The organism is Sphaerospermopsis sp. LEGE 08334 (assembly GCF_015207205.1).
In the GTDB taxonomy this organism is placed as follows: domain Bacteria; phylum Cyanobacteriota; class Cyanobacteriia; order Cyanobacteriales; family Nostocaceae; genus Sphaerospermopsis.
This window is the reverse complement of the sequence record NZ_JADEXH010000004.1, coordinates 1-19,917: the sequence shown is the minus strand read 5'-3', so window position 1 is coordinate 19,917 and position 19,917 is coordinate 1. Positions and strand designations below refer to the sequence as shown.

Here is a 19,917-nt window from a genome sequence, read left to right as displayed (position 1 = left end):
TACCCTTATTTTGTTACAAGGTTTTTCTCAGTATCAATCATCTAAAATCAGCAATCTAAAATCTGACATTGCTTTACAGCTGCGGCACAGTCCCGGAATTTAACCGGAGTTTCCCAAATCTAAGATTTTTAATTATACCATAAGAAAGAATTTTTGGAAAGGTAATTGGGAATTGGGAATAGGGAATTGGGAACAGAAAATTATTTGTTCATCCTCCTGACTCCTGACTCCTGACTCCTTTAAACCAGTGTAATAGCTGTTACTTCGGGTGGACAATACCAACGTCCGGGGGGGAAAGTTCCTAAACCACGATTGACATACAATTGATTTGTACCTAGATTTGTCGTTATTTGATGTAGTCCTTGACTCCATTGCCAATTTTCTACGACTTTTGGCCATTTACCCTTCATAAAAGGTATCCAAGGCCAAAACAATTCAGGTATTTTGTGACGGGAAGAAGAAATCCAATTTGGTAAAGAACCTACACCGGGAATCACAATTTGACCACCGTGAGTATGTCCTGATAATTGTAAATCTACGCGCCAATTTTGCAAAACTACTGCACTATCAGGATTATGTGATAAAACAATACGGGGAATATGAATATCTAAGGAATTCATTACAGGTGCTGGATGAAATTCTGGAGACCAGAAATCAGCGAGTCCTACTAATGCTAAATGTGAACCTAAAGGATAGGCGATTTGATTCCAAAGTACCTCAATTTCTACACCTGTTAAAGCTTTAGTAATTTCTGTTTGGGAGTGAGTATAATAAAGGTCATGATTGCCCAAAATAGCATAAACACCAGCGCGACTTTGCAGATGTTTTAACTGTTTGGCTAGTTGATAAATTGGTTGGGGATTATGAGTAACAAAATCGCCTGTTAATACTATTAAATCTGGTTTGAGTTGATTGGTGAAATCTATTGCTTGTGCGAGTAAATCTTCTGCTAGTAATAAACCATCATAATGAAAATCTGAAAGTTGTACAATTTTAGTGTTTTGTAGATATTTAGGTAATCCGTTTATTTTTACATTTAAGGATTCTATGCTTAATGGTTCTGAAAGTATTTTGATCATATTTACTCAATGTTGATGATTTATTAAAAGGGCGAATTATATTCAATACTATTATTCTAACTTTTGACTCCTGAATCAATAGGGCAACCACAGGGGGTTGCCCCTACGACTGACTCCTGAATACTGAATTATTACCTTTTATAATTGCCAACGCAAAAATAACATTAATCTACCTAACAACTTTTGTTTAATACTTCTTTTTCTCCATTCTGATATATTAATCTGATGACTGCGAGAGAAACCATTCATAAAAAACTGTTCCACAAATTGAGCTAATTTAGACTCAGATAAAGAAATATTCAATTCATCATTATGAAACATACTGCGGGGATCTAAGTTGGTGCTACCTGTACTGACAAAATTATCATCAATAAGTAAAACTTTGGCGTGCATCATGCTGGGTTGATATTCATAGATTTCTATTCCTGCTTTTAATAAATCTCCATAACCTTGACGTACTGCATAATAGACTAAGGGTTTATCATTTCTTGATCCCATTGTGAGAATACGAAGATCAACGCCTCTTTTTTTTGCTTGTAATAAAGCTCGCCAAGAGTTACTATCAGGTAAAAAGTAGGGACTAGCTATCCAAATGCGTTTTTTTGCGGCTAGGAAAGCTGTATAAAAAAGGGCGCAGATAGAAGAACTTGGAGATGGTGAACTACTAGGGGTTACTAGCATAGTTAAACTATTATTTAAACTATTATTTAAACTATTATTTAAACTATTATTTAAACCACCGACATCTGGAGTTTTAAATAGTTCTGCTCTGAGACTGGCTACACCACCTTCATACAACCAATGTTGCATGAAAATTCCTTCTAGGATAACAACAATTTGCCCGGTAAAACAAATTTCCAAATCTAACCAAGGGGGGATAATTTTTTTAGGCATGATGCCATCCCAATGATCAGAAACTCCCATACCACCAACAAAGGCAATTTCTCCATCAATTAATAATAATTTGCGGTGGGTGCGGATGTTATAAGTAAAGGGTGCTTGCCAATTAAATTGATGAAAAAATCTGACTGCAACACCTCCAGCTTTTAAACGTTGCCAATATTGCGGAGAAATTGAGTTTACCCCCATACAATCTGCTATAAATAGCACTTCTATTCCAGCTTGCGATCGCTCAATTAATGCTGTAGCAAATTCATCAGTCCGCTGGCCAGGAGTCATGAAAAATGTTTCAAAATGAATTGTTTTTTGAGCGCGTTTTACTGCCTCTAGTCTAGCTTTATAAATAGCATCTATATCAAACCAAAATTGTTGTAAATAACCAGATGTAATGAGTGAATTTGACACACTCATCATTGCTGGCAGAAAATGAGGTTCATCCAAACTGGGAACATCTACCATTCTGTACTTAACTTTTTTATGCCAAGCAATTCTTAAATACAGGATGAATAAAACCAGTACCAATAAAACCAGGATAAATCCGCCAATGAGCCAGATTATGTACCAAATTAAGTTGGAATTAAAATGCAATGTTTGACCTATTTTAACAACAAATTTTAGTATAAAGTATAATTTTATTATAAATAAAATTCTTGCCTATTGACCAGTCAAATCATACTTTTGGTATATACTTAGTTGAAAAATATCTAGCCTTGGGTTGAAGAAAAATAATTATTTTTTTGTTTAGAATTGATTAATGTACAATAAATATAAAAAGATAAGTAACTCAAGCTTAAAGAACTTAATATCCAGATCCCCGACTTCTTAAATAAATAAGTTGAGGATCTATCCAGTAAGTTGCGACATTTTTGTATTTTGTTTGTATTTGGATGAGAGTATTTGGATTAGAAAGGTATGAAAATTCAACCAGAAATTACCTATCGTAATTTAGATAAATCAGAGGCAATTGATAATTTAGTTCATGAAAAAATTGCCAAACTAGAGAATATTTGTAATTACATCAATAGCTGTCATATTGCTATTGAAAAAATCCATGATCGTCCTCGTAGTGGTTCTCCTTATCGAGTGAGAATTGATTTGACTGTTCCGCCTGGCCATGAACTAGCAGCGGAAAAAAATCCTGGTGAGGGTGTTCAATATCAACCGTTAGATGCAGTAGTGAGAGAAACTTTTGATGCTATGCGTCAGCAGTTAGTTAAACTGACTCAACTGCAACGTGCAAGTGAACAATCTGGCAGATATGAGGAAGCTCAAGAAAGTACAGGTTTGGTAACAAAATTATTTCGAGAAGATGGCTATGGTTTTCTGAAAACTTTAGATGGACGGGAAATATATTTTCACCAAAATAGTGTTTTACATCACGAATTTGACCGTTTAGAAATTGGTACTGGTGTGCATTTTTCCTTAGAAGATGGGGAAGAAGGACCGCAAGCAAGCACTGTAAAAATAGTTGATAAACCTGGTGTGCGTGCTGGTAAATCTTCAGAAAAATTGGTGGAAACTCCTTTAGATTGGTAGGATTTAATAATGGACAATTGACAATGAACAATTGATAATTAATTATTGCCTCTCCCTGTAAGAGAATAAAAACAGCAGATTTTTTGATTTTTTCACCTTCAAAGGAGAGGTTTTCAAGTTTGAATACAATAGTCAATTATCAACTGTTAATATCAATTATCAATTGATCACTTATTGGCTGGAAAGGATATGAATACACAAATTAATGAATTGAAAAAAACAGCATCTCAATTACTGGCAGCAATGCTATCTAATCCTCACATTTACCCTCAAGTTAGTGATGAGGGAGGTTATGGAAATTTGGAACAGAAATTAATTATTGCATCTGTAGAAATGGCAGAGAAATTAATTGAGCAGATTGACAAAAATAGTTCAAAAAAATGATTAATTTTTCTCCAATGGCGAAGCATGCAGGCGAACAATGATCAATTTTTCTCCCAGGCTATTTTCCGAATGCTTCGCCCCTAATAGATTCTACCTTAACGGTGAGAGAGTTCTAAAAAACTAATTGTTTGTGGTCTAAAACTTGATGGACTTTCCCAATAATCTGCTTTGGTAATATTGACTTTTAGCAAGGCAATATTCGGTTCATCTATTCCTTGGTGAAACCAAGTTTGTAATTCGGGTTGCCATTTTTCTTGTAATTTATTTCTATCTCTCACCAGTTCTGCTGTACCGGAAATAGAAATATATCGCTGTTGATCAGGTGAAGAAAAACTCACATTTACTTGTTGACGACGTTGAATTTCTAAGACTTTATGAGAATCAGCAAAGGTAAAAAACCAAAGTTTACCATCTGCATCAATGTCGCTAAAAATTGACATAGGACGACTATGCAAACTACCATCATCATCGACTGTAGTTAACATGGCATTGTCAATGTCTTTAATCAGTGTACGCAACTGCTGAGTTTTTTGATTGTGTTCTTGTGAATTTGCCATTTAGGTATTTTTTTATTTAGTAATGGTTAGCTCATATCTTTTTTAGTATTAATGTTTTTAGGTTGCTATTACATTAGTCTATAGGTGTAATTCTCACCTTAGTAATTAAGTTACTTAGTGTATAACTAAAGGAATATTTTTATAAAAAATTAGAGAGAAATGATAATTTTGTTTAGGAATTACAAATAATTATGTAACTTGAGGATGATGGCAATAGCTAGTAATTTTTATACTATTTTAGTGATTGACTGGATAAATTGATAATAGGAGAGATGTAAAAATGGCATCTACATTAGACACAATTATTGAAGGTTTGACAGCAATTGTCTTTTCACCTGTGATTTTACCGATTGCATCAGCAATGAAACAACCTGTAGTCCAAAATACTATTAAAGATAGTATTCTGTTATCAGAAAAAGTTAAGGATGCAGTTGCCGAAATGGGTGAAACGGTGGAAAAAGTAACCGCAGATGCAAGAAAGGAGAAACCAGAAAGTTTTCCATCTAGAACTTATGGAAATTATTTCACAAATGGTAAATCAGAAGCAGCAAAAGATTTTATCAATGTCATCTCTGATATTAATACAGATGTGGCAAGAATGACTAATGGTGTTGCTGATTTACGAGTAATATTACCTTTAGGAATTGGTTTACTTTCGCTGCAACAATTGTTAAGAAAAGGATTTCAATTAGAAGAAATACCTTGGTATATATTGGCTTGGTATGCTTTTGATATTTTTACCAGACTAAATTTTGAGGATGAAACTCAATTAACAAATTTATCAATTAATACTGTTTCAATGGAATTTCAGGAGCAACAAAGTAGTGATTCAAATAATACACAGCAGTGTCAAAGGGAGAGCTAGATATAAAATTGATGAACTTTATCGTTCGCAGTCATTAAAGATATATTTGGAGCGATCGCTTGCTAATTACCCAGAAATTATTTCTGTTGCTGCTAATGTGTTAACTAGCAATATTTTGGTTATTTTTCAACCAGATGTTAGCTATAGAAAAATTGCATATTTTATTGATAAAGCTTTATCGGCATATAAAGATAAGGCTGGATTTACTGATGTTAAAACATTAGCAAAACCTACCAAAAAAGATAAGTTAACTGTATCCAAGTATGAGCAAAAAACCGAAAATTGGCATTTAATGACAGCGGATAATGTTCTGCAATCATTAAATACTTCCCATTGCTCAGGATTATCTAATGAAACTGCCAATAAATACCTGAATAAATATGGTAAAAATCTGTTATCAGCAACAGTAACACGCTCAGAAATTAGTATGTTAATTGAGCAGTTTAAATCATTACCAGTTGCTTTATTAGGTGTGGCTGCGGGAATTTCTATTTTCACTGGGGGAATTATTGATGCTGTCGTTATTTTGGGTGTAGTTGGTTTAAATGCTGCTATTGGTTATGTTACAGAAAGTCAGTCAGAACGCATTATTAATTCTCTAAAAAATTGCTCAGAAAAATCAACTTGGGTAATTAGAGATAATAAACTACAAGAAATACCTACAGAAAATGTAGTTTTAGGAGATATTTTAGTTCTTCAACCTGGTAGTTATATTGCCGCAGATGCGAGAATTATTGAAGTTGATAATTTAACTATTGATGAATCTGCTTTAACAGGGGAAAGTGTTCCCGTTACTAAAAATCCCACATTATTACATGGTGAAGATGTACCTTTAGCTGATCGTTTGAATATGATTTATAAAGGTACATTAGTTATTAATGGACAGGGTTTAGCAGCGGTAGTTGCTACAGGCAGATTTACCGAAATGGGTAAAATTCAGCAATTAGTTACTGAAGCAAAAATAACCCAAACTCCCCTTGCTAAACAATTAGATCAAGTGGGTAGTCAACTGGTTTTTATTAGTATGGGATTATGTGGTTTAGTGTTTGGAATGGGAGTTTTACGGGGATATAATTTATTAGCAATTTTGCAATCTTCTATATCTTTAGCAGTTGCAGCAGTACCCGAAGGTTTACCAACAATTGCTACCACAACCCTTGCTTTAGGCATTCGTGATATGCGAAAAAATAAAGTTATTGTTCGCAGTTTAAATGCAGTAGAAGCTTTGGGTTCTGTGCAAACTATTTGTTTAGATAAAACCGGAACTCTCACAGAAAATAAAATGTCAGTAGTAGAAATTGTCACTGACAGTAAATATATTCAAGTCAGGGAAGGTGAATTTATTACTGGGGAAGAAACTATCAACCCATACACCTGTAATGAACTATTAAAATTAATTCATGTGGCAATTCTTTGTAATGAAAGTGAAGTTATTAAAAATCATGATGGTGAATATCTGGTTACAGGTTCAGCTACAGAAAATGCTTTGATTTACACAGCGATTAGTGCGGGTGTAGATGTAATGGCATTGAAAGAAAAATATCCTTTGCTGCAAACTAATTTGCGTTCAGAAAATCGCAACCTCATGAGTACAATTCATGCCACTCATAATTGTCAGCAAATGGTGGCAGTTAAAGGAAATCCTGCGGAAGTTTTACAACTTTGTCATCGGTGGATGAAAAATGGTGAAGTTGTACCTTTGACAGTAGAAGATCGGCAGAAAATAGAAATAGAAAATGATCGTTTAGCAGGAAAAGCTTTAAGAGTTTTGGGTATAGCTTATGGTTATATTGAGGAAGTAGATAATAATAATTATCAAAATAATCATGAATCAGATTTAATTTGGTTGGGTTTGGTGGGGATGGCTGATCCAATTAGAAAAGGTGCAAAAGAACTAATTGCCGACTTTCATGAAGCGGGAATTAATACGGTGATGATTACTGGTGATCAAAGTCCTACAGCTTATGCGATCGCCAAAGAATTAGAATTAAATCGACATCCTCAATTAGAAATTCTTGACTCTAATAACCTCAATAATCTCACCCCGGAAGCATTAGCAGCACTCAGTGACAAAGTAGACGTTTTTGCCCGCATTAGTCCTAGTAATAAACTGCAAATTGTTCAAGCATTGCAGACATCGGGCAAAGTTGTTTCTATGACCGGTGATGGTATTAACGATGCACCTGCATTAAAAGCTGCCCAAGTCGGTGTAGCAATGGGTAAAGAAGGTACAGATGTCGCCCGTGAAGTTGCTGATATTGTCTTAGAAGATGACAGATTAGAAACAATGATGATTGCGGTTAGTAGAGGCAGAACAATTTACAACAATATCAGAAAATCTGTACATTTTCTCTTAGCTACAAATCTCAGCGAAATTATGGTCATGACCACCGCTACCGCAGTCGGTATTGGTGAACCTTTAAACGCAATTCAACTGCTATGGTTGAACTTAGTAACTGATATTTTCCCTGGACTTTCTTTAGCTATGGAAGCACCAGAACCAGATGTATTAAATCAACCTCCTCGTAACCCGAATGAACCAATTATTAAAAATACCGATTTTGGGAGAATTGTGTTTGAATCTGCTGTCATTTCTATTAGTACCTTAGCTGCTTATGGTTACGGTATTTTTAAATATGGAATTAGTCCTCAAGCTAGTACCTTGGCTTTTATGACTTTGACTTCTGGGCAGTTATTACATACTATTAGCAGTCGTTCTGAAAAACACAGTATTTTTAGTCAGGAAAAATTACCACCTAATCCTTATTTAACGACTGCTGTTGTTGGTTCTTTTGGTATTCAAATTTTGGCTTTGGTTGTGCCACAGTTACGGAGTTTGTTGAAAATTGCCCCGTTGAATATGGTTGATACTGCTGTAATTTCTGGTGGTGCTTTGTTGCCGCTATTAGTGAATGAAGGAACTAAAAAAATCAGTTGATAAGATATTTGATAACGAACCACAGAGGCACAGAGAACGCAGAGAAAAGAGAGGATTTTTTTATGAAAAAGGATTTTATGTTTACGTCGGAATCTGTGACGGAAGGGCATCCTGATAAACTTTGCGATCAAATTAGTGATGCTATTGTAGATAGGTTTTTACAACAAGATCCCTATGGGAGAATTATTACAGAATGTGCGGTATCGACAGGAATTGTTTTTATTGCTGCGAGATTTGAACCTAGTGCCAATGTGGATTTTACTAATATTGCTAGGCAGATAATTGAACAAGTTGGTTATCAACAAACAGAATTTAATGGTAAGAATTGCAGTATTTTAACCAGCTTAACAGAACTGCCTCCTGAAGAACATCATTTATTTGATGAAAAGAATTTATCTAATGCGGAAATAGAGAAAATTACTGTCAAAAATCAAGCTACAGTTTTTGGTTTTGCTTGCAATCAAACTTATAATTTTATGCCTTTACCGATTTGGTTAGCACATAAATTAGCTAGACAAATTAGTGAAGTGAGAAAGCAAAAAATTCTCCCTTATCTTACCCCAGATGGTAAAACTCAGGTAGGTGTTGAATATAAAAATCGTCAACCTTATAGGATTCACAGTATTACAGTTATCGCTAGTCAAAATCAATCGGCAAAACCAAATTTACAACAATTACATGATGATATTAGAGAAACTGTAATTGCTCCTGTGTTTGCAAATGAAGCAATTAAACCTGATGCTAAAACTAGAATATTTATTAATCCTGATGGACCATTTATTATTGGTGGACCTACTACCCATGCAGGTTTAACTGGTAGAAAAAACGCTATTGATACCTATGGTGAATATTCTAAACATAGCGGTTCGGCGTTAAGTGGTAAAGACCCCATTAGAATAGATAGAATTGGGGCTTATGTTGCTAGATATGCAGCTAAAAATGTTGTTGCTGCTAAATTATCTGATGAGTGCGAAGTACAATTAAGTTATTCTATCGGACTTTCTCGACCTGTGAGTGTACAGGTAGAAACTTTTGGCACTGGGAAGATTTCTGATGAGGAAATAACGGCAATTTTAGAGAAACATTTTGATTTTCGGTTAGCAGGAATTATTAAACAATTTAATTTAAGGTTTTTACCTTCTTTAACTAAAGGTGGGTTTTATCGCAAGCTTGCTGCTTATGGTCATGTGGGTAGAATTGATATAGAATTACCTTGGGAAAAGTTGGATAAGGTGGGTGTATTTTGAATTTGGGGTTAATAATTAGGGGTTGCTGAGAAAGTCTTTTCGTGGAGGCAGGGAACAGGGAACAGGGAACAGTTTTAGCTATCTGTCATCCCCCCATTTTGGGATTTCTTGGTTTCAAAATGCACGGTTTTGAAGGGTATACCCTTATTCAGCATCCCCTACTTATTGATGATTAAATAATACTTTGATAGGCTTGTAATGTGGCTTTTGCTGTTCTTTCCCAGGAAAATAATTTGGCTCTGTCTCTACCTTTATTAATTAATTCTTGGCGTAACTGAGAATTACTAATTACTTGTAGAATAGCCTCAGCTAACTGCATCGGGTCTTTGGGGTCAATTAATATAGCTGCATCTCCCGCAACTTCTGGGAGGGAAGAAGTATTCCCAGTGACCACAGGTGCGCCTAAAGTCATTGCTTCTAAGACAGGTAAACCAAATCCTTCATAATAGGATGGATAAACAAATACATCAGCTTGGGAGTAAAATAATCCTACTAATTGGTTATTGAGGTATTGTAAATGGTGAATTTTGTTTTGCCAAGGTGAATTTTCAATCGCTGCAAATATTGGCTTGTAGTTCCATCCTTTATTACCTATTAAGACTAATTGATGAGGAATTTGATATTTTTGGTTTAATAAATTAAATGCAGTAATGATATTCTCAATGTTTTTTCTGGGTTCTATGGTGCTGACAAACAGAATATAAGGTTGAGAAAAATCATATTTAATTTGTTTTTCCCATTTATGAATATTTGCTTGATCTAAGAAGGATGGATTATAACGACTAGCTAAGGGAGTTACATAAATTTTTTCCGGTGCTACGTGCAAATATTCGATAATATCTTGTTTAGAGCTTTCGGAAATTGTTAATACTAAATCTGTCCACTGTAAACAGCGCCGCACTCTTTCTGTATATGTTGTGACAACTGAATCTACATACTGAGGATATTTGATAAATGTCAAATCATATATATTCATCACCTTGAGGCTATTTTGACAAGGGTAGACTGAGTAATTAGTACCGTGTAAGATATCTGGAGAGTCAAAATATTTTTCCCAGTAAGATAAACCAGGTTTAAACCCTGAAGCTAAGAGTAAATTTGATAGTCTTACCGGTAAGGGGAATACATGACGATGGGGGTAATGTTTCAGAGTATCAGGGAAGCCCAAATCACCCCGTAACCACTTTTTTAAACCTGGTTGATAAACTATTCCTAACTCAAAATTATCTTCTGTTTGTATTGCACTCAGAGCAGATATTAAATTAGCTACATAAAACCCAATCCCACTCGGTTGGGGTTGTACTGGGGTAGCATCAATGAGGATTTTCAGCATCAAATTTTATCAAATCTTATCAAATTAATAGGTCATTTTTGCCAAACTACTAAAATCACTCCAGCGATAATAGAACTCAAACCTATTAGACGAGTGAGAGGAATTGTTTCTTTAAAAATAAAGTAACCCAGCAACACTTGTTAAAACTGATATTAATAATAAACGTAGTAATTTACTCTATTGGTTATACATTTTTTTATTTTTTTGCTAAAACAATTATTGTATTTCTTAATAACGGATGATTATCTCCAAGGGCATCAATTATTTTATAAGGATAATCTTCTGTACCAGAACGCCAGTTACAATAACTGTTAATCCCATACATTTGGATATCTCGAAAACCAGATTTTTCTACAACATTGTAAACTTCTTTTGGAGTATACTCACGGTTATGCCTATCTAAACTACCATAAAATATTTCAGGCTGCCAAAAAATATTAACTTCATTCAGAAGTGCATATATATTGGAAATATTGCATACATTTGGTGTTGATAAAATCAACAAACCATCTTTTTTTAGAACTCTTCTTAAATCTGATAATACTTCTAACGGATCTTTTAGTGCTATATGTTCTAAAACTTCAGTGAAGTACACTGCATCAAAAGAATTATCATCATAGGGAAGAATTTCTTGCTCAAAATTATGTTCTATTACGCCTAACTTTTCCACCCACTCAAGGGAAGGATATGTATGGCGCCAATCTTCATTCAAATTGATACCGAAAACCTTCATACCGAGTAAATGTAAGGCAATACCAACATGTCCTGGAGCAGAACCCACATCTAAAATTAATGACTTATCTTTTAGTGTCATTGCAGCTGCCAAGTAATGCAAGTATCTAGGCACTGATGCTTGAAAATACTCACCATGTCCTTTGCTACCAACTATATCTTTGATTTCATTCAATAACTTTTGAGATGAACTCAAATGTGTTTGAATTATTGGTGGGATATCTGTTGATAATAAGGAACTAATTTGAGAATGTAAAAGAATTTGCTCCACTAAAGTAAAATCCTGAAAATTTCGTTTATTCTCTCTTTCAACTTTTACCATGTTTGATGAATTTAAATTTATCTTATCATCGGAAAATAAGTGACGTATAATGTTACTAATCTTTTGTGTAAATTTCATGAGTCACTCCTAAAAACTTCAAATAAAAATCATCAACTTTTACATTATATTTTTTCATCCCTCTGAGGAAGTTTTCCCGGAAACCCGGAGTATTTTTGTAGTGAGACTCACTTAAAAACAGTTCTCGGTATCTTTCTGGGTGTTTTTGCATCAATAAAACATCTTTCTCAAAAAATCGGTTTCTTTCTTCCAGACTTTCACCCTTATTAGTGCGGAGATGAGGAGGGTGAAACACACAAACATCATGAGCGAAAGGAATTTTACCATACTGGGCAATTCTCCAACCTAAATCAGTATCTTCACGAAAATGTGGATTATCAAAACGTTCATCAAATCCATCAACAGCCATAAATACTTCGCGTCTAACTAGTAAATTTGCTGTCATAAACCCGATTCCTTCAAATCCTAAATTTGTTACAGGACGGTAATTTATATCGTAAACTTTATCAGAAATAATCAGTCCTTCTACGCCAACTACATCCTGAGATTCAAAGTATTTTATGCTATTTATCAGCCAATCCGATCTGGGTTGACAATCATCATCAGTGAAAGCTATAATTTTTCCTCTAGCGTAGTAGGCTGCTGTATTTCTCGCTATTACTGCTCCTTTAATATTAGTATGAATATAAACAATGTCTAAATTAGGATAATTGTCTTTTTCTTTCCATGATGTTCTACTTTGGTCAACTATAATAATTTCAAATTCTTTATATCTCTGATTTTGTAGTAGCTCTAATAATTTTGCTAATTTATCATGTCTTTCATAGGTAGGAACAATGACACTAAAAAAGGGAATATTGTTACTTATATTTAACATAGTTCTATGAAGCAAAAAACCTAAATCATGGGAGATTTTTTGCCAAGAATACTTTCTTTCTACTACACTTCTGGCTACTGTACCCAGAACATTGCTATAGACTTTATCTTCAATAATTGCTGGGATACTACTCCTAAACTCTTCTGCTGTGCAAATATGGATGGCTGTTTCTGAACCTTGAAAAATACCCCTAGCACCAATTGGTGTTGAAATGACAGGTAACCCAGCAGCCATAAAGTCAAACATCTTGATATTTGTACCTGAACCGGAAAACATAGGGTTAATGGCTATATCAGATGCAGCTAAATAGTTAAGTTTTTCACTCTCCTTTAAAAACCCTGTGAGAATAACATTACTAATATTTCTTTTTTCTAGTTCGCCGTTGCTAAATTGATCACAGACACCGCCACAGATGGCAAACTGTATATTAGGTAAAGCTGGAGCTAATTCATCAATAATAAACCTGGCTGCTTCAATGTTGGGTAGATAAGAGCTACCCATAAAAATAGCCAGTGGAGTATCTCCTAAATTTAATTTTTTCTTGGCTATTTTTTTGTGACTACCACTTACATAGGGAATTTTATCTGTAAATACACCATTGGGAACAATAGCTATTTTACTAAAGGGAATATTATATAATTTATTAAATAATTCTCTATCTTCCTGGGAACAAGCCAGAATTAAATCGCAGTTGTGACACAGAGCATATTCTATGCTCACTACATTTTGAGCAATTTCAGTTCCTAATCCACCATCATCTAATAAACTTGTTCTTAATAAACCTTCTACATTGTGAGAATCGTAAACGACAAGCTGGGAAGGGTGTCGTAATGAATCCCTGACTAATGGGTAAACCCAGGGATGAGAGAAAATTACAATATCTGATTCAGCGACTTTGCTTTTTGCTGTTTCGACAAATTCACTAGAATAATGCCCTAGCAAATTAAAGCAAGAATCTATAATTGTTTTACCACCCAAGCGGGACTGCAATTTAGCACATTCAACAAAGTGTTGCTCACTCAAAGGAATATCAATTTCCTCTAAATTTTTACTCAACCGATGATGTCGATATTTTTCTCCCTCCCAGTCATAGGATCCGATATATGTAGTAGGAAGACAGTCACCCATGCCGTGATATAGTCCTAGTAGGCGCAGTCTCCCACCCCCAATAGGTGGATCAATGGGTTGCATATCTAAAACAGTCACTCGGAAAATTTGTTTTTGCGTCATTTTGATTAACTTTTCTTATTCATTGTTATTTTGCAAAACACTTAATAACCTCTGAGATATATTTAACCAGTTAATGTGACTAATGGCAACTTTTCCTCGCTCCCCCATGATTTTAGCTTGTTCTGGGTTTTTAATAAAGTATTCTATGGCTTTAGCGATTTCCTTGGGTTTAGGCGGAACCACTAAACCATTTATACCGTCCTTAACAAACTGTAAAGATTCTCCAGAATCTTGGCAAGTAATCACTGGTTTAAAATGAGAAAAAGCCTCTAAAGTTACATAGCCATAATCTTCTCTGATGGGTACAAAGGGTACTACTAAAGCATTCGCATATAAGTTTAACAGTTCTTCATCGGAAACTCGACCTAAAAATTCTATCCGCTTATCTGTCTCACTGAGTGTGCGTAATTCTTGATCCTGTTCTCCCGTACCGGCAATTTTCAGGTTCATGGGGTACCGGAGGTGAGTCATTGCTTTAATCACTAAATCTACTCGCTTCCAGCGGTGTAGCCTTCCTGGTAAAAATATATGGTCATATTTCCCCCTGCTAAAATTGTTTAATACTAGTGCTGGATGTAAAACTTCACTTTTTACACCATTCCACTGCATTAGTCTTTGACTAACTTCGTTACCAATAGTAAAAACTTTTTTAGTTCTTGGAGGTCGTAAGGCTCCTGTGTCTAGTTGTTGAATAGTTTCTCTTTGAGTTTTTAAAACTTGATTCCCTTTACCAAATTCCTGCTCAAACATATCATAAAATACTCTGATTGTATGAACCAAATAGCATATATGATTAGGATGACGCAGCAAAAAAGTAGGAGCTTTGGTAGAAATTACCCCATCATAAGCAGAAAGGTCTAAATCATAGCAACGTAAATATGATTCTTGTATGGTTTCAAAGCTAGATTCATTAATTAAGACCTCAACCATATCTGCGGATGTAGTTGTGGTATTGAGGGAATTGACAAGACCTGTAAAAAACCTTTCTGCGCCTCCAGTTTCCCCACTGAGCATACGTGGTACTACAACTGCAATTTTATAGCTACTCATGTTTATAACCTATAATTGCATAATCTTGGCAACCATAAAAGTAATGATTAAAGCGTTGGGCTAAATCTTCACCTGCAACTTGTTGATTCTCTGGATATGGATGTAATTTCATCACTTGGATATTACATAAACCAGATATTTCAGCCATAAACTGAATTGTAGCACTAGGTAATGGATGGTGATGGGTGGGATCTAAATAAAAATTATTGCTACCTACTAAAACATTCTCAGGATTGGGGGTTTCAAAAATTACTAATCCCTGGGGTTTCAGCACCCTAACTGTTTCTGCAAATAACCGCATCAATAGTTTAAAGGGTAAATGCTCAATAATATGAAATCCTGTGATAGCACCCAAACTGTTTTCTGGTAAAGTTTGTAAATAATCGATGACATCTGCGGCCATAACATCCAAGTCTCTAGCTTGACATTGCTCTATCATCACTCTATTGATATCTATACCTTTAGATATATATCCAGAGTCCCTGAGTAATTCTAACCATTCACCCCGCCCACAGCCTACATCTAAAATAGGCGCGTCTGGTGTGCCAATATTGGCTTGCTCAATCAGAGGTAAATATACTTTTAATCTATTTAATATATCCTCACGGCTACCCCGGAAATAATCTTCAAAAGCCACATAGAAAGCATCTAACAAATGTTCATCTTCATTGACAAAGGTTTGCAGCTGTTCTTGATCAAAAGGTGCGGGTAATCGTCGCCGTGCTTCCTCTAAAAATAATCCTATTAACCACTTCTGCTGCAAGAGATCATTTTTCACATAGCTGTCATTTCTGATATAGTTCTCATGGGTGGCTTGTAGTTGAGTATCTACTGTCTCTAGGCGCTCATGGCTAGTTTGTAGTTTAGTGTCTAATACTCGTAGATGCTCGTAGTTACTTTGTATTTGAGCATCTACTGTCTCTAGGCGCTCATGGGTGGTTTGTAATTTAGTGTCTACTATTCGTAGATGCTCATAATTATTTTGTAGTTTATTGTCTACTGTTTGTAGATACTCATGGTTACTTTGTAGTTTAGTGTCTACTGTTTTTAAATTTTCATTAATCTGTGTTTTTAAGCTAGAGATTTCTGCTATTAGTTGTCCGTTAATAAATACAGATTCTCTGAGAGCTTGGAGCAAATTAAAATTTATTTCTCTTTGGTCTTTGAAGAGAAAATTTAATAACTTTAAAGTCGCTTTTTGTAACTTTTTGCTCAGATTAAAAGGAAAGCGGTTGAGTTTATCAGGCCATTTGGTGCGAGTATATGCCCTATTCTCAGCATTTTTGAGGAAAGATTCAATATAACTCAGGTGTAATGTCAGATTACTTGTATCTGCATCAGATGATTTTATGACTCCTTGAGGGCGACCTTTTCGTTTAGCCACCTCATCGCGGATCTTAGCCATTAATTCATCAACGTTAATTTCAGGATTGTTTTCTCCGATCATGGCTCAACAGATATAACTAAATTAAGATGCAATACTTTTCGGTTAAGCCCAAAAAATAAAATTCTGTAGGTTGGGTTGAGGAACGAAAACCAACATTTATAGACATTAGGACTTACGCATTGACAGCATCAACCAAATATGATGTATGGGTTTCGGGCATTTTAACGTGATTTTTTAATTATTTTTGGGCGATAGCGAAGCGCTGCTGCAAGCAGTTCGCTATTGATCGGAAGTTAATCGCTAAAAGCCTGAAACGACGGATTCTCGTTCATGCACATCATGGTGAATTTGTACAGTGCGTAAGTCCTAGACATTTGTTGGGTTTCACTTTGTTCAACCCAACCTACAAAAATCCTTAACCGAACAGTATTGAATTAAGATGTATCCTTATCCTATCATCAGATGAACAGTGACTAACATGGTTTAAAAAAAACTAGTTCTAGCTCTACCTTAAAGATAGGTGTGGTTTAAATATATCATTTCTAGAGAAAATCTCAGTAATTTTAGCTAAATTTTGGCAGTAGTTAACTCTTCTCACTGATCGCGATCGCACTGACGTTTTCTCAAAAATATACCCAATTTTTTATAGAAATCGAGTATTGGGTTTGAATAACAAAAATATAGTCATATATAGTCAGATTCACATTCCTACAAAAGTAGACTATTGTGATCTCAATCAAGTCAGAATTGTTCCCAAAATTGATCATTATGTAGTAGAAGTTGTCTATGAAAAGGAGGAAACAGATTATGGTTTAGACAGTGTTGGGCTTTATAATCAGAAAACGCTATTAGTAATCATTCATAAGTAAGGAATAATTAGTGGGAATTATGGGATACCCTCGAAAGCTGAGGAATATACTGCCAATAAATCAGCAGTTAAGGGCTAAATTGGATTTACTCAGAACCCTAGTCAGGCGAGACTTAGAAGCGCGGTATAAGGGATCAATACTGGGGAATTTGTGGCCATTGGTAAATCAGCTTTCACAACTGCTAATTTATACTTACGTATTTGCCATTGTTTTGAGGGTCAAGTTAACCATCACCAGTCTACCGGAAAATAATTTTACCTTTGGATTGTGGTTATTTGCGGGTTTGCTTCCCTGGATTGCTTTTTCTGGGGGACTACTCCAGTCTGCCGGTTGCGTGGTAGGACAGCCAAATTTAGTTAAAAAGGTAGTCTTTCCCCTGGCTTTATTACCATTAGTACCAATTTTATCTACTTTCATTGAAAGTTCCTTTGGTTTGATGGCGTTGATTGTATTTGTGGCTATCCAAACTCACACATTACATACTACCCTGGCGTTGTTACCCTTAGTTTGGTTAACCCAATTACTGTTAACCACCGGTTTGGGTTATTTAGCTGCTGGGTTGACGGTTTTTTTGCGTGATGTTCCCCAAACCCTGGGGGTAGTTTTAAATATCTGGTTGTATTTAACACCAATTATTTATCCCGCATCAGCAATTCCCGAAAATTGGCGCAATTGGGTATTTTGGTTAAATCCCCTAACGGCGATCGCCGAAGTATATCGTGATTTAATTTTAGTGGGAAAGGTGCAACATTGGGGAGAATGGGCGGTTGCTAGTTTAGTCGCCTTGATTATATTTGGTTTTGGGTTTACCGTTTATAAAAAGCTGCGTCCGGCTTTTGCTGATGTCTTGTAGCCAAGTTTTTACCAATTAATTAGGATCGTATGGGTGAGGAAATTGCCATTTCACTAAAGAACATCTCCAAATCTTACAAGCGTTATCCTCGTCCAGTAGATAAGCTCAAGGAAATTTTACTACCAAATAAAAACTACGCCCAAGAATTTTGGGCGCTCCGGGATATTAATTTACAGGTTCCCCAGGGGGAAACTCTAGGAATTATTGGTCAAAATGGTTCTGGTAAAAGCACACTTTTACAAATTATCGCCGGAACCCTCACCCCAACCACAGGTGAAGTATTTGTTAATGGTAGGGTATCCGCCCTCCTGGAGCTAGGTAGCGGATTTAACCCAGAGTTTACTGGGAGACAAAACGTATTTTTTAACGGTCAAATTTTAGGCTTAAGTCGAGAAGAAATAACAGCTAAGTTTGATGACATAGCAGCTTTTGCGGAAATTGGGGATTTTATTGACCATCCTGTGAAGACTTATTCTAGTGGGATGGTGGTCAGGTTAGCTTTTGCGGTAGTCGCTCATACAGAACCGAGTATTTTGATAGTAGATGAAGCTTTAGCTGTGGGGGATGCAAAGTTTCAAGCTCGCTGTATGAAGCGAATTCGTCAACTCAAAGAACAGGGCGTAACTATATTATTTGTTTCCCATGATGCCAGTAGTGTCAAAATGTTATGTCATAGCGCTATATTGATGAATTGTGGCAGAATGCTAGAAATAGGCAATCCTAAGGATGTAGTTAACCATTATATTGCCTTGTTAAGCGCAGATGATCAGCCGGAAATCGAAACCAGAATTACTCAGAGCGCCCAATTAATTGACCAGCCTGATAGCATTAGTCAAAATAATCACCATGAAAATATCAGTAGACATGGTAATCAGTTAGCACTCATTCAAGAGGTGACTATTCTAGACTACCAGGGTGAAGCAGTCACCAAACTAGAGACAGGTAAGAGTTTTGAAATTAGTATATTAATCCAAGCTCAAGCAGAACTTTCTGATTTAGTTGTTGGTATATCCTTAAGAAATCTCATGGGTTTAGTAATTTATGGCACTAACACCCACTTACAGCAGATTAAATTACCGGATATTCAACAAAATCAACAATTACAAGTAGTGTTTCAAGTCCCCTGCTTAATGAATAAGGGGGTTTATACGATTACGGTGGGTATACATTCCGAAACAGGGGTAAGTTATGACTGGGTGGATGAACTGGTAGTTTTTGAAGTCCATAACGGTAGTTATTGTGATGGCTTGATAGATTTACAATCTTGTATTAGATTCAATCTTTGCCAAAACCGATACAAAAAAGCTAACTAAGGTTTGCTGAGAAAGTTATCTGTGAAGGCAAGGGAACAGGGAACTCTTAACAGGGAACAGTTTCAGCTATCTGTCATCCTATAATTTCCTGATTTATCAGACCCAAAATGCACGCTTTTGATGGTACATCCTTTAAAATCCTTGCACTTATTTTTCTGTGTATCAGCCTCAACTCTTTGATTTATCTGGGTTTTACATTTATTCAGCAAGCCCTAGCTAAAACCCTTTACCTGTAAAGTTTTCAGATTTATTCAGCAACCCCTGATTAAACAACCTGTGATATTCATCCTTCTTGACTACCTGCTATATAAAACCTAGACAAAACTAGACTTTACTTTCTACTTCAACGGGAGCATGGGAGCAGTTATCCCTCGGTAGACTTTCACGCTTTAGCCAAACGCGATAAATTAATTGCAGCATTCAGATC

The 19,917-nt window shown here is 35.5% G+C and carries 15 protein-coding genes; 7 read left to right on the top strand and 8 right to left on the bottom strand.

Annotation, left to right across the window (positions count from 1 at the left end; all coding sequences use genetic code 11):
• Window positions 1–239: 239 nt before the first annotated feature.
• Window positions 240–1,079, bottom strand: a complete 840-nt coding sequence (locus IQ237_RS03280; RefSeq protein WP_194052281.1) for a metallophosphoesterase — start codon at window positions 1,077–1,079, stop codon at window positions 240–242.
• 138 nt (window positions 1,080–1,217) lie between these two features.
• Window positions 1,218–2,438, bottom strand: coding sequence for a phosphatidylserine/phosphatidylglycerophosphate/cardiolipin synthase family protein (locus tag IQ237_RS03275; protein WP_228019601.1), 1,221 nt, complete (start codon window positions 2,436–2,438; stop codon window positions 1,218–1,220).
• Window positions 2,439–2,891: 453 nt separating this feature from the next.
• Between IQ237_RS03275 and IQ237_RS03270 the strand changes: the two genes are divergently transcribed.
• Both IQ237_RS03270 and IQ237_RS03265 read left to right on the top strand, forming a co-directional pair.
• Window positions 2,892–3,515: an HPF/RaiA family ribosome-associated protein gene (locus IQ237_RS03270; protein WP_194052276.1), complete on the top strand. Its 624-nt coding sequence runs from the start codon at window positions 2,892–2,894 to the stop codon at window positions 3,513–3,515.
• Between the two features lie 189 nt (window positions 3,516–3,704).
• Window positions 3,705–3,899 (top strand): hypothetical protein, encoded by a 195-nt coding sequence (locus tag IQ237_RS03265; protein ID WP_194052268.1) that lies wholly within the window; start codon window positions 3,705–3,707, stop codon window positions 3,897–3,899.
• Window positions 3,900–3,994: 95 nt separating this feature from the next.
• Here the strand turns inward: IQ237_RS03265 and IQ237_RS03260 are convergent, their stop codons facing one another.
• A complete protein-coding gene (locus IQ237_RS03260; protein WP_194052266.1) occupies window positions 3,995–4,456 on the bottom strand; it encodes a pyridoxamine 5'-phosphate oxidase family protein in 462 nt (153 codons plus the stop codon).
• 280 nt (window positions 4,457–4,736) lie between these two features.
• Between IQ237_RS03260 and IQ237_RS03255 the strand changes: the two genes are divergently transcribed.
• The 3 genes from IQ237_RS03255 (at window position 4,737) to metK (ending at window position 9,506) form a co-directional block, all read left to right on the top strand.
• Window positions 4,737–5,321 (top strand): DUF5132 domain-containing protein, encoded by a 585-nt coding sequence (locus tag IQ237_RS03255; RefSeq protein ID WP_194052264.1) that lies wholly within the window; start codon window positions 4,737–4,739, stop codon window positions 5,319–5,321.
• Window positions 5,281–8,259, top strand: coding sequence for a cation-translocating P-type ATPase (locus IQ237_RS03250; protein WP_194052262.1), 2,979 nt, complete (start codon window positions 5,281–5,283; stop codon window positions 8,257–8,259). The genes IQ237_RS03255 and IQ237_RS03250 overlap by 41 nt, the downstream gene beginning before the upstream one ends.
• A 62-nt stretch (window positions 8,260–8,321) precedes the next feature.
• A complete protein-coding gene (gene metK, locus IQ237_RS03245) occupies window positions 8,322–9,506 on the top strand; it encodes a methionine adenosyltransferase (protein WP_194052260.1) in 1,185 nt (394 codons plus the stop codon).
• Between the two features lie 172 nt (window positions 9,507–9,678).
• On the opposite strand, the gene IQ237_RS03240 is transcribed toward metK, so the two are convergent.
• From IQ237_RS03240 to IQ237_RS03220, 5 genes are all read right to left on the bottom strand, one after another.
• Window positions 9,679–10,839 carry a glycosyltransferase family 1 protein gene (locus IQ237_RS03240; RefSeq protein WP_194052258.1) on the bottom strand — a complete coding sequence of 387 codons (1,161 nt, stop codon included), beginning with the start codon at window positions 10,837–10,839 and terminating at the stop codon, window positions 9,679–9,681.
• Window positions 10,840–11,035: 196 nt separating this feature from the next.
• A complete protein-coding gene (locus IQ237_RS03235; protein ID WP_194052256.1) occupies window positions 11,036–11,971 on the bottom strand; it encodes a bifunctional 2-polyprenyl-6-hydroxyphenol methylase/3-demethylubiquinol 3-O-methyltransferase UbiG in 936 nt (311 codons plus the stop codon).
• Complete coding sequence (locus tag IQ237_RS03230; protein ID WP_194052254.1) at window positions 11,949–14,018, bottom strand: glycosyltransferase; 2,070 nt, start codon at window positions 14,016–14,018, stop codon at window positions 11,949–11,951. Before IQ237_RS03230 ends, IQ237_RS03235 begins: the two co-directional genes overlap by 23 nt.
• A gap of 15 nt (window positions 14,019–14,033) precedes the next feature.
• Window positions 14,034–15,068, bottom strand: coding sequence for a glycosyltransferase family 4 protein (locus IQ237_RS03225; protein WP_194052252.1), 1,035 nt, complete (start codon window positions 15,066–15,068; stop codon window positions 14,034–14,036).
• The gene (locus IQ237_RS03220) at window positions 15,061–16,515 is read right to left on the bottom strand and encodes a bifunctional 2-polyprenyl-6-hydroxyphenol methylase/3-demethylubiquinol 3-O-methyltransferase UbiG (RefSeq protein ID WP_194052250.1); all 1,455 of its coding nucleotides are present in this window, start codon (window positions 16,513–16,515) and stop codon (window positions 15,061–15,063) included. Before IQ237_RS03220 ends, IQ237_RS03225 begins: the two co-directional genes overlap by 8 nt.
• An 828-nt stretch (window positions 16,516–17,343) precedes the next feature.
• Here IQ237_RS03220 and IQ237_RS03215 point away from each other — a divergent pair.
• Window positions 17,344–18,177, top strand: a complete 834-nt coding sequence (locus tag IQ237_RS03215; RefSeq protein WP_194052248.1) for an ABC transporter permease — start codon at window positions 17,344–17,346, stop codon at window positions 18,175–18,177.
• A gap of 29 nt (window positions 18,178–18,206) precedes the next feature.
• Window positions 18,207–19,490: an ABC transporter ATP-binding protein gene (locus IQ237_RS03210; protein WP_194052246.1), complete on the top strand. Its 1,284-nt coding sequence runs from the start codon at window positions 18,207–18,209 to the stop codon at window positions 19,488–19,490.
• Window positions 19,491–19,917 lie beyond the last annotated feature (427 nt).

What these genes read in the sequence shown, in the direction of transcription:
- IQ237_RS03280 (WP_194052281.1), bottom strand. Translation starts at nt 1,079, where the DNA reads ATGATCAAAATACTTTCAGAACCATTAAGCATAGAATCCTTAAATGTA.
- IQ237_RS03255 (WP_194052264.1), top strand. Translation starts at nt 4,737, where the DNA reads ATGGCATCTACATTAGACACAATTATTGAAGGTTTGACAGCAATTGTC.
- IQ237_RS03265 (WP_194052268.1), top strand. Translation starts at nt 3,705, where the DNA reads ATGAATACACAAATTAATGAATTGAAAAAAACAGCATCTCAATTACTG.
- IQ237_RS03215 (WP_194052248.1), top strand. Translation starts at nt 17,344, where the DNA reads ATGGGATACCCTCGAAAGCTGAGGAATATACTGCCAATAAATCAGCAG.
- IQ237_RS03225 (WP_194052252.1), bottom strand. Translation starts at nt 15,068, where the DNA reads ATGAGTAGCTATAAAATTGCAGTTGTAGTACCACGTATGCTCAGTGGG.
- IQ237_RS03260 (WP_194052266.1), bottom strand. Translation starts at nt 4,456, where the DNA reads ATGGCAAATTCACAAGAACACAATCAAAAAACTCAGCAGTTGCGTACA.
- IQ237_RS03240 (WP_194052258.1), bottom strand. Translation starts at nt 10,839, where the DNA reads ATGCTGAAAATCCTCATTGATGCTACCCCAGTACAACCCCAACCGAGT.
- IQ237_RS03230 (WP_194052254.1), bottom strand. Translation starts at nt 14,018, where the DNA reads ATGACGCAAAAACAAATTTTCCGAGTGACTGTTTTAGATATGCAACCC.
- IQ237_RS03220 (WP_194052250.1), bottom strand. Translation starts at nt 16,515, where the DNA reads ATGATCGGAGAAAACAATCCTGAAATTAACGTTGATGAATTAATGGCT.
- metK (WP_194052260.1), top strand. Translation starts at nt 8,322, where the DNA reads ATGAAAAAGGATTTTATGTTTACGTCGGAATCTGTGACGGAAGGGCAT.
- IQ237_RS03210 (WP_194052246.1), top strand. Translation starts at nt 18,207, where the DNA reads ATGGGTGAGGAAATTGCCATTTCACTAAAGAACATCTCCAAATCTTAC.
- IQ237_RS03275 (WP_228019601.1), bottom strand. Translation starts at nt 2,438, where the DNA reads ATGGTAGATGTTCCCAGTTTGGATGAACCTCATTTTCTGCCAGCAATG.
- IQ237_RS03235 (WP_194052256.1), bottom strand. Translation starts at nt 11,971, where the DNA reads ATGAAATTTACACAAAAGATTAGTAACATTATACGTCACTTATTTTCC.
- IQ237_RS03270 (WP_194052276.1), top strand. Translation starts at nt 2,892, where the DNA reads ATGAAAATTCAACCAGAAATTACCTATCGTAATTTAGATAAATCAGAG.